This is a genomic window from Thalassolituus sp. UBA6592, from assembly GCF_002433655.1.
GTDB lineage: Bacteria > Pseudomonadota > Gammaproteobacteria > Pseudomonadales > Oceanobacteraceae > Venatoribacter.
In genome coordinates this window covers 513-11,201 of record NZ_DJIO01000100.1, presented here as the reverse complement: position 1 = coordinate 11,201, position 10,689 = coordinate 513, and the positions used below count along the sequence as shown (strand labels likewise).

The window sequence follows — 10,689 nt, the reverse complement described above, 5'->3', positions numbered from 1 at the left end:
AGCCGTTTATAAAAAAATCCGTTTCAAACTGTGGGACAGCAGTGGCTGAGCAGCCGTTTTATATTCACACAGGATCAGCGGTGGCTGTCGCGCATCTGCTGATATTTTCCCGCCTGCCGTTTACCCTTTTGATGATTGGCATAACCTTTCTGCTCAGCATACAGGCGTTCCACCAGTACGCGCTCCTCCTGCAGAAGATCTTCCATAAAACTTCGTTGCTGCGGAGTCATATCTTCCAGCCGGGACACGGCAGAAAACCAGCTTTTCAATTTTTCGTTGCGCAGCCGGATTTTCTCATCCACCCCCTCACGAACGCCCTGTTTTATCAGCGATCGGATTTCCAGTGACAATGCTTTAACTTCATCAAACGGCTCAGTAGTCATATCACGATTAATTCCGCTTTCAGCGCACCTGCCTGCTTCATAGCTTCAAGAATTGCCATGAGATCGCCAGGTGCAGCCCCCACTTCATTAACCGCCTTAACAATGCTGTCCAGCGATACGCCAGGGCCAAATTTGAATATGCGATTGTCGCCGCCATTATCAATATTGATATTGGTCTCTGGCACCACAACCGTATCACCACCCGCCAGCGCATTCGGTTGCGCGACCTGAAAGTCCTCGGTAATCGTCACCACCAGATTACCGTGAGTGACTGCCACCGGTTCGATCATGACGTTCTGCCCCATTACAATCGTGCCGGTACGTGAATTAATAATAACTTTGGCACGTTCCTTACCGGTTACGACTTCCATATTCTCAATCAGAGAAAGATAGCTGACACGCTGACTGGTATCACGTGGCGCACTGACGCGCACCGACGTTGCATCCAGCGCTTCGGCTGTTCCAGGTCCCATGGTACCGTTGATCTGATCGACCATAGCTTTCGCAGTCGTAAAATCCGGACGATCAAGATTAAAAATAAGGCTGTCACCCCGGGCAAAGTTGGTTGGCACCGTACGCTCCACCGTAGCCCCATTAGGAATACGGCCAACGCTTGGAACATTTACAGTGATGCTAGAGCCATCATTACCGTCAGCACCAAAACCACCGACCACCAGGTTTCCCTGACCAACAGCGTAAACATTTCCGTCCGCGCCTTTTAACGGTGTGAATAACAGCGAACCACCACGCAGACTTTTGGCATTACCGATGGATGAAACAGTGATGTCGACTTTCTGACCCGGTTTTGAAAACGGTGGTAATTCAGCAGTAACGGATACCGCTGCCACGTTTTTTAATTTCGGGTCTTCGCCGGCGGGAATCGTAATACCAAATTCACTCATCATGTTGCGGAAGGTCTGATTGGTAAACGGCGCTTTATCACCGGTACCATCCAGACCAACCACCAGACCATAACCGATCAGCTGGTTGGTACGCACACCGGAAATACTGCTGATGTCTTTGATACGTTCAGCATTGACCGTTGCAGAAAACAGCGTGAGCAGACTCAGCAAAGCGCTAAGTACAACATAACCAGCCGTCATTGATTTCTTCATGATCTGCTCCTGCCCGGGGATTACATCGGCCACCAGGGTGAATTAATAATGCGGTCAAACCAACCCTGCTTGGTGGAGTTATTCAGATTTCCACGACCACCAAATGAAATCCGGGCATCTGCAACCTTGCTGGATGACACCGTATTATCCGGCGTAATGTCCTGTGGACGAATCAATCCGGTAATGCGGATGTATTCATCCCCTTCACTCAGCGTCAGCCATTTTTCGCCACGGATACGTAAGATGCCGTTAGGCAGAATTTCTGCCACCGATACACTGATCTGACCACTCAGACTATTGGAACGGTCAGCCTCACCCTTGCCCGAAAACTGGCGGTCCGCATTGGTGTCTACACCAAAGCCAATATTCTTCCAGCCAGGTACCATGCCCATCATGCTGTTCACTTCACTGGTGGAAGCGGAAGACTTGTCTGCTGTTGTTTCCGCCGACTTTGACGACTGATACTGCTCGTCAAAAATCACCGTAATAATGTCACCGGAACGGCGCGCCTGCTGGTCAGTGAACAGGCCCATACTGTAGCTTGCCTGAAACAGCGAACCATCGACAGTGGGTGGCGGCTGAAGACTTTGTGCTGACACCGGCGAATAGGCAGGATCGTCAGGATATACATCTTTTTCCAGTGGCACTGAGGTACAGGCAGAAAGCCCGAGCACCATAACCAATAAACAAAACGATGTGCGTAACATAAGCCCGCCTCCTATACGTTCTGCGTCAGGAATTGCAGCATGCCATCTGCGGCTGACACGACCTTGGAGTTCATTTCATAAGCGCGTTGCACGGTGATCATTTTCACCAGCTCTTCCACCACTTCCACGTTGGAGTTTTCCAGTGCGCCTTGCTCTAAGGTACCAAAGCCATCTTCACTGGGAACACCAACCACCGGCGCACCACTGGCCGCTGTTTCCTGGAACAGGTTTCCGCCGGTGGCCATCAGACCTGCAGGGTTAATAAAGTCGGCCGTTTCAATCTGCCCCAGTTCCTGCGGTGTCGGATCACCAAACATGGTGGCCTGAACAATACCATCTTTAGAAATCGTCAAATTGTTAGTCTGTTCCGGAATGGTTATCTGTGGCTCGAGAGGATAGCCGTTCACGTTAACTACCACGCCTTCGTTATTAATATGGAAGGTGCCGTCACGGGTGTAATTAATGGTGCCGTCCGGCATAGTAATCTGAAAAAAACCGCGTCCGTTAATGGCCATATCCAGCGGCTGATCTGTTAATTCCAGTGATCCCGTGGTGAATATTTTTTGGGTGCCTGCAGTGCGCACACCAGTACCCAACTGCAGACCAGACGGTAAACGGGTATCAGCCGATGAATTAGCACCTGGCTGGCGCTGAACCTGATACAACAGATCTTCAAACACAGCCCGGTCTTTTTTAAAGCCGGTGGTAGAGACGTTGGCCAGGTTATTCGACACTGTCGTTAAAGCAAGGTCCTGTGCTTCCAGTCCGGTTTTACTGACCCAGAGTGCTGGCATCATAATAAATACTCCTTACTGTGCAGACAGCAGTTGTGTGGTGGTGGCGGCATTTTCATCCACCCGTTTCATCAGCTTGACCTGCATTTCATACTGACGGTTAAGTGCGATCAGTCCGGTTAATTCGCTGACCGCATTGACGTTACTGCCTTCAACAAAACCGTTAATTAACGATACCTGAGGTTCAGCGACGGCAGGTCCTTGATTCGGATCACGGAAACGGAACAGGCCATCTTCGCCTTTTTCCAGATCCTGTGGATCCGGGTTAACCAGTTTCAGCTGTACCGGTTCAGCAATGCCAGCAGGTACATCGCCGGTCGGCTGAATGGAAACAATACCGGCACGGCTGATATCAATTTTTTCGAATTCGGGTAATACCACCGGACCACCGTCACCGATCAGCTGCAGACCGGAGGCATTCATCAGGCGTCCATCCGGCGCCACACTGAGTTCGCCAGCACGGGTATAAGCTTCCTGTCCATCCGGACCAACCACAGCAAACCAGCCTTCACCGGCAATCGCCACGTCCATATCGCGTCCGGTTTCCATTAATGGTCCTTCGCGCAGATCACTGGCCGGACGTTCGGTCATGGCATAGGCGCGGGTCGGATAATAGTCGCCGTAAACGCCCATGGAACGGCTTTGGGTGTAGTCGGAACGGAAGCCCGGTGTGCTGGCATTGGCCAGGTTATTGGATAGTGCAGCCTGGCCCAGCGTATTCTGCTTTGCCCCGGACATTGAGATGTATAACGCTCTGTCCATCGTTGGAACCCCATAATCATCAACGGCGGAATTCCGCCTCGTTGACTGTAGGATTGCATGGCCTGTGCCAAGTAATGAATTATCTTGTTTTTCAACAAGTTAAAGAGAAATCCGGAAAAAAAGAGAGAATAAATGAGGAAAAAGCGGCAGCCGCTTCCCGCTGAAAGGGAAGAGACTTGCCGCTGACGGTAAGGTAAAGATCAGACGTCAGATATTCAGAATGGTCTGGGTTACCTGGTCGGTTGTTTCAATGGTTTTGGCACTGGCCTGGAAGTTACGCTGAGCAATAATCAGCCCCACCAGCTGCTCGGACAGATCGACGTTGGAATCCTCCAGTGCTGCCGACTGAATCTGACCAAACGATGCCGTACGGGGTGACCCGATAGTTGGCGTACCGGACTCGAAAGACTCTGCCCAGGCTGTATCACCTAATGGCGTCAGGCCTTCGTCATTACGGAAGTTGGCCAATGCCACCTGCCCAAGAACCTCTGCCTGACCGTTGGTAAAGCGGGCAAAGATAATACCGTCCTGGTCAATTTCCAGCCCGGTCAGACGACCGGTGGCATAACCGTTCTGGTTCTGATCGTTCACATCGAACTCGCCGGCATGCTGGGTTGAGCCATCCAGATTAATCTGGAAGTTGGAATTATTTGGCGGCTCAGACAGCGGCAGACCACCTTCCAGTACGTTCACAGAAGACAGAGCGCCGGTCGGATTACCACGGGCATCCAGTGGGTCCCAGTTAGTGACGTAAATATCACCGGTAGCAATCGGATCAAATGAACCATCCTGATTAAAGAACAGCTCATAGCGCGCAGCCGTTGGCTCCAGGTTCTGTGGGAATGGCAGCGTCGGATCCGGATCGCCAACGTCGTTGCCGTCGATCTGAACGTACATGGCCCAGATATTTTCCTCATTCGGACGGTTCGGATCGCGTGGCTCTTTAACAAAATACTGAGTCATGATGTGGGAGTTACCCAGACTGTCGTAAATCGTCATCGAGGTTGCGTGGTTGTAGGTATCCTGATCGTCCGGATCGAAGGCATTCAGTGTGTACGGGGTAAATTCATCTTCTGTCAGCGCACCAAACAGACCAGAAATCGCCGGGCTTGGCTGGCTCAGGGTGTAATCTTCATTAAGAATAAAGGTTACGACACCACCGACAGCAGCCGCTTCTGCCGCACTGGAAGAACCGCCCAGAACCACAGGTCCTGTGCCGTCAGCGCCCTGTACTACCAGTGAATCCGTTACCACCGGGCTGCTGATTGCCAGCTTGATATCACGGCCGATTTCGTTGGTAACCACCAGATCGCCAGCGGAATTAATGGACGCCTCAAAACCTGGCAGCGTGGTGCTGCGCAGCGAGTTAATCTCGTCGGCCAGATCCGCCAGAGATGTGGACTCAAGATCCTGACCGTTCAGCTGCAGGCGCATATTATTGCCAGGGCTGTTATAGCTCGATAGCGGAATTGTCATAGTGGTCAGCGCCGATGCTGTAACGCCCGGCTGCTGGTTAAACAGCGCAACAACTTCGTTGGCTTCTGCATTTTCCGGAATAATAATTTCGGTTTCTTCACCTTCCGGGTTGGTCAGCACCACGCTCTGTTCCGGGTACTGGTTGTTCACGCCACGGATACCTGTGGTCAGCAGAGTACCGTCGGTTGGATCCGCCTGCAGCAATGCATAAAGTTCTGCTTCGGTAATATCAGGACCCGATGCCGTAACGTTGGAAATACTGATAATGGACGCTTCACCTTCCTCGGTGGCACGCAATTCCAGCTGGTATTGTGGTGGTGTTGTTCTTGGCTCAACTTCCACAGCCATTGCACGCACACCAATGTAACCATCCGCATCCTGGCTGTTAAGTTGGCGGTTAATGGACGCTGCCAGCTGCTGTACAGAACGGAATTCCTCATCCAGCGAGATCAGTACAGAACCGCTGCGATTATCGCTGTCTGGTGCCGGCACGGTCAGGTTGATACGGAAGCTGTTGGAGCGGTCAATGTTATCCTGGCCGGTGACCACGAACATGCTGTCAAAGCCCAGCGCAGCAACTGCCTGAGGTTCAGCAATGGTCGGTGTAATGGAAATGCCTTCGCCAGCACCCACATTATTGTTGGTAAATACCAGCTGTCCGCCCACCGCATCCACGGTGACTTTGCCAGCAATACCACTGGCACCGATGTAGATATCAATCTGCTGTTGAATAGCAACGGCCAGATCATCCAGCGACGCATAGTTAGCCGGTGGTATGGTAATGGTGAACGGACCACCACCCTGGCCTGTGGTACTGGTCACTTCCAGCTGGAATTCATTGTTGGCCTGTACCGGCTCAGTACCACCGTCAAAGCGGTTACCCAGCAGGAAGCCGAGGTTATCCAATGAGTAGTTGATGGACGACACGGAGTTATCGGCAATCTGTAAATAGTCACCCTGAGTTGCCGGTGGCTGTACCTGGAATTCCACCAGACCGGCATTATTCACGGCCAGAACTTCTTCGTTACCGGCACCGGCGGTGGCAGTAATCTGGGTATTAATCTGCGCGACCAGATCGGCAATGCTCAGCGTGCCATAGCCAGACCCCGGAGGCGCCCCCTGCCAGGCTGCTTCGGACAGATTAATCGGATAAGTGGCGCCGGTTTCGGTGGCAATAGTGAAAGCCAGCACGTTACCGGTACCTGTGCTGATATCCAGAGCACCATACAGATTGGTTGCCGTCAGCTGGGCGTATGTACCCGGATCACTGGAGACAATATTCAGCGGTGGCGTTGCCGTGGTACGGGTTGTGGTCGAGGTTCCCGGAACACTGGTGAAGTCCGCGGTTAACGCAGTAGAACCAATAAACAGGCGGGAACCCTGAGTACCTGCAGTCACCGCCCCGGCGGCGCCAAACAAGGCATCCCATGTGGCTGTGTTAGCGACAGTAAAACTGGAACCATCGGTGGCGGCATAACCGGCGCGCTCCACTACCAACTGACCGGCACCACCAATGGACGCAGTCAGCTGTTGTGAGCCCAGAGTAGAATCAAACGCCTGTTGAATGGCGGTAATCACCTGCGCCGGGGTTGAACCCGCCGGAATCACTGGCATGGTGATGGTCTGCAGACCGTTGCCGTCGCCAAGATCCACATCGATGGTTTCAGTGCCTGCGGTACCTGCCGTACCAACATCCGCCACCGTGAAGCCAGCACCACCAGCAAAACCGAGTTGTGCCGGAATCCCAGCCGTCGTCGGTTGGCCAACGGCCGACAGTACGGTGGTGGTGGAATTCAGGATACCTGAATCAGCGGCACCCACGACCAAACCATTAGACACCAGCTGCAGCCCCTGTTCCTGCAGCACCAGCTGACTGGCGTCCAGGTTCAGGATAGAGCTGACCATATTGGTCAAGCGTGGTGGCTGGTTGGAGACCTGAATCTGTAAGTCGTCCAGCACGCCATTTACCACACCATTGCCATTAGCCGCGTAGCCCTGTAATCGGGAACCATTATTGGCCACGACATAGCCGTCTTTATCCAGCGAGAACATCCCGGCCCGGGTGTAAGACACCGAACCGTTGTCATCCAGAATAAAATAGCCGTTACCGTCAATTGCCATATCCAGCGCACGTTCAGTACCACTGATATTACCCTGACTGAATTTCTGGCTGACATCATCCACCATCACACCACTGCCAACCGGTTTAGAACCGGTACCCAGCAGGGTGGTGGTGTAAACGTCAGAAAACTCTGTACGTGATTCTTTAAAGCCAACTGTACTGGCGTTGGCGATGTTGTTACCGGTCACCTCAAGATCAGTTGAGGCCGCACGGATACCACTTAACCCAATATTAAAAGCCATGTTCTGTTACTCCGTTGCCCGACCGGGACTACTCATCCAAAATCTGTTTAATTTCACTGAGAGATGCTGTCTGGCCACCGGCCAGGTTGAGGGTGACGCTGCCATTGTTCATGGTCACGCTGTCCACCGTTGAGCTCATTTGCATACCCAGTTCTTCTGACTGACCACCCACCATGCCACTGACGCGGAATACGTACTCACCCGGTGGGTAAGGAACCGGAATCGGATTACCGTAATCGTCCAGTACCTGTTCGCCGTCCTCGTTGACGTAATATTCCTGGCGGTTCAGGCTATCCATATCAATGTCCTGAATCTTGCCGTCGACCATCAGGTTGAGACCATCCCAGCGAACCGACATAGGTCCGGAAATATGGTTACCCAAAGAGAACTGCTCCAGCACCTGGCCGTTCTCATCTTCGATGGTTAATTTGATATCCGCCGCACTCTGCTGCAGCTCGGTGTAACCACTGACCACCCCATTGCCCAGCAACAGGCCAGTATCGTTACCTGCAACAATGACCGACTGACCCACCAGACTGGAGGCCTGCAACGCCGAGGTCGAAGAGAAATTCGACATCATGGTTTCTGCTGTGGTGTTGAGCTTGTCAATTCCCTCAACTGAGGAGAACTGCGCCAGCTGAGCAACGAATGCCTGGTTGTCAGTTGGTTCCAGCGGATTCTGGTTATTCAGCTGTGCAACCATCAGCTCAAGAAACGCATCACGGCCCAGTTCGTTGTCTTTTGGCTCAGTGGTTTTTTCCGGCGTACGGTACTGATCCAGAATTGCACCGTTGTTACTGACTTCATTAATTGACATGGCCGGCCTCCCTTACTGTCCCAGAGTCAGCGTACGCTGCATCATCTGTTTTGCGGTCTTCAGCACTTCAACGTTCATCTGGTAGCTGCGTGATGACGACATCATGTCGGTCATCTCTTCCACGATATTCACGTTGGGGTAGTAAACGTAGCCGTCTTCATTCGCCATCGGATGATCCGGCTGGAAGCGCGCTTTCAGCGGCGCGTCTTTTTCCACAATACCGTCCACCTGAACACCAGCACCGATACCGTTCTCCACGGTTTCAAACTGATTTTTAGCATTCACTTCCATAAAGGTTTTCTCCATCACAGAGAACCATGGCTTGCGTGCGCGGTAGGTCTCATCAATGGAACTGGAAGCGCTTTCGGCGTTGGCAATGTTACTGGCGGTGGTGTTGATGCGAATGGACTGCGCATTCATCCCGGAGCCGGCAATATCAAAAACATTATTCAGCGACATAATTATTCTCCGCGGATGGCACCTTTCATGCCTTTGAATTTACTGCTGAGAAATTCAAAGCTGGCGTTGTAGTTGAGCGTGTTACGGGTAAACAACGCCTGTTCAATCTGAGAATCTACCGTGTTGCCATCAATGGATGGCTGGCTTGGATTACGGTACAGCAGGTCTTCATCTACCTGACGACGGCCTTCCAGATGCCCCTTCTGGGTACGGTTCATGCCGATGCCGGAAGTCGCTGCGGTTTCACCGGCCAGAATTGCCTGGAAGTTAATATCGCGGGCTTTAAATCCCGGGGTGTCGGAGTTTGCCAGGTTGTTGGCCAGGATTTCTGCCCGTGCGGCACGCAGCTGCAAAGCTGAATCGTGAACACCAAGAGCGTTGCTGAAGTTGATAGCGGCCATAATCCAATTCTCAATCTGTGACTATAAGCACTCTTGAGCAATGCCTGTGCCAAATTTATTTTTCATTATATTTCAATGACTTAGAGATTTTTCAAAGAGCACTGAGAGGCAAAGCGGCAAGCCATTTCCTGCCGGCGGCAAGGGCAAAGGCAAGGAAGACGGCACGGCAGACACGGCGGCAATGTCAGTGAAAGAGCGCCCCCAAATGCCACAGCAGCCAACAAAGAAAACCTTCTGGCCGTTAACATCAGGCTGTTAAAGGCAGGCTACTGTCCGAGGGAGACTGAAAGGCTACGAGGGAATGACGAAGAAAAAGAAAAAAGGAAAAGAAAAGCCGGCGCAAAGGCCGGCTGCTGATCAACGTGCGCGGTAAACAATACCGGGGCGACACTGCACCATTTCGTAGTAGTCGCCGAGATTGTTCATGGCTTCTGATGCCCCAAGCATCAGGTAGCCGCCTGGATTCAGGCTGGCATGCATACGGCGGAGAATATCCAGCTTCAGATCTGAGGAGAAATAGATCAGCACGTTACGACAGAAGATAATGTCGAATTTACCCAGTGCTGAAAAATTCTGCTGCAGGTTCTGCAGACGGAAATCCACGCGCTGGCGAATGCTGTTACCGATGCGCCAGCGGTCATCGGACACGGTTTCAAAATAATTTTTCAGATGCTGATCATTCATGCCGCGACGAATTGCCAGCTGCTGATACACACCCTCTTTGGCCTGTGCCAGAGAACTCGGTGAAATATCGGTTGCCAGAATCCGCTCACCACTCATCAGCGTGCCCGGGTTTTTCTTTTTAAATTCTTCAAACTCGATACTGAGAGAATAAGGTTCCTGCCCTGTTGAACAGGCAGAGGACCAGACCTTCACCGGGCGGCGGTTCTTTGCCATCTCCGGCAACAGCATCTCACGAAAAATCCGGTAAGGATGATCATCACGGAACCACAGCGTCTCATTGGTCGTCATGGCATCCACCACGTTTTCCATAAGACTGCGGTTACGCTCCATATTGCTCACCAGATCGCCAACAGAAGCGATGGCTTCGCGCTCCATCAGACGACGCAGACGACTGGTGACCAGGTATTCTTTACCGGCCCCCAGCAGAATCCCACTGGATTTCTCCAGAATCTGCTGGAACCGTTTGTATTCATCAGCTGACATCTCTTTGCTCATGCATTATTCCAGATCGGCAGAATCACGCGTTAATACGGCTGGCAACCCGCTCGGCGAGGATGTCCGGATCGAATTTGGCGATAAAATCATTGGCGCCAACTTTCTCCACCATGGCTTTGTTAAACACGCCACTGAGAGAAGAGTGCAGAACCACAAAAAAACCGGACATACGATTATCCGCACGAACGCGTGTGGTCAGCGTATAACCATCCATTTCCGGCATTTCGATATC

11 protein-coding genes are annotated in these 10,689 nt (G+C 52.1%); all 11 read right to left on the bottom strand.

What is annotated here, in order from left to right; translation table 11 throughout:
• Positions 1-74 precede the first annotated feature (74 nt).
• Positions 75-383, bottom strand: coding sequence for a hypothetical protein (locus B2Z72_RS09500; protein ID WP_296985728.1), 309 nt, complete (start codon positions 381-383; stop codon positions 75-77).
• Positions 380-1,498 (bottom strand): flagellar basal body P-ring protein FlgI, encoded by a 1,119-nt coding sequence (locus B2Z72_RS09495; protein ID WP_297004665.1) that lies wholly within the window; start codon positions 1,496-1,498, stop codon positions 380-382. Before B2Z72_RS09495 ends, B2Z72_RS09500 begins: the two co-directional genes overlap by 4 nt.
• 20 nt (positions 1,499-1,518) lie before the next feature.
• Positions 1,519-2,205 carry a flagellar basal body L-ring protein FlgH gene (locus B2Z72_RS09490; RefSeq protein ID WP_296985721.1) on the bottom strand — a complete coding sequence of 229 codons (687 nt, stop codon included), beginning with the start codon at positions 2,203-2,205 and terminating at the stop codon, positions 1,519-1,521.
• A gap of 11 nt (positions 2,206-2,216) precedes the next feature.
• Positions 2,217-3,002 (bottom strand): flagellar basal-body rod protein FlgG, encoded by a 786-nt coding sequence (flgG, locus tag B2Z72_RS09485; RefSeq protein ID WP_296985719.1) that lies wholly within the window; start codon positions 3,000-3,002, stop codon positions 2,217-2,219.
• A 12-nt stretch (positions 3,003-3,014) separates the two neighbouring features.
• Positions 3,015-3,761, bottom strand: a complete 747-nt coding sequence (locus B2Z72_RS09480) for a flagellar basal body rod protein FlgF (protein WP_296985717.1) — start codon at positions 3,759-3,761, stop codon at positions 3,015-3,017.
• Between the two features lie 207 nt (positions 3,762-3,968).
• Positions 3,969-7,601 carry a flagellar hook-basal body complex protein gene (locus B2Z72_RS09475; protein ID WP_296985715.1) on the bottom strand — a complete coding sequence of 1,211 codons (3,633 nt, stop codon included), beginning with the start codon at positions 7,599-7,601 and terminating at the stop codon, positions 3,969-3,971.
• A gap of 28 nt (positions 7,602-7,629) precedes the next feature.
• Positions 7,630-8,418 (bottom strand): flagellar hook assembly protein FlgD, encoded by a 789-nt coding sequence (locus B2Z72_RS09470; RefSeq protein WP_296985713.1) that lies wholly within the window; start codon positions 8,416-8,418, stop codon positions 7,630-7,632.
• 12 nt (positions 8,419-8,430) lie between these two features.
• Positions 8,431-8,877, bottom strand: coding sequence for a flagellar basal body rod protein FlgC (gene flgC, locus B2Z72_RS09465; RefSeq protein ID WP_296985712.1), 447 nt, complete (start codon positions 8,875-8,877; stop codon positions 8,431-8,433).
• Between the two features lie 2 nt (positions 8,878-8,879).
• Positions 8,880-9,278 (bottom strand): flagellar basal body rod protein FlgB, encoded by a 399-nt coding sequence (gene flgB, locus B2Z72_RS09460; protein ID WP_296985709.1) that lies wholly within the window; start codon positions 9,276-9,278, stop codon positions 8,880-8,882.
• A 357-nt stretch (positions 9,279-9,635) separates the two neighbouring features.
• Positions 9,636-10,457 carry a CheR family methyltransferase gene (locus tag B2Z72_RS09455; protein WP_296985707.1) on the bottom strand — a complete coding sequence of 274 codons (822 nt, stop codon included), beginning with the start codon at positions 10,455-10,457 and terminating at the stop codon, positions 9,636-9,638.
• Between the two features lie 22 nt (positions 10,458-10,479).
• Positions 10,480-10,689 (bottom strand): response regulator (locus B2Z72_RS09450; RefSeq protein ID WP_297004661.1); only part of this gene is annotated, 210 nt, incomplete at its 5' end.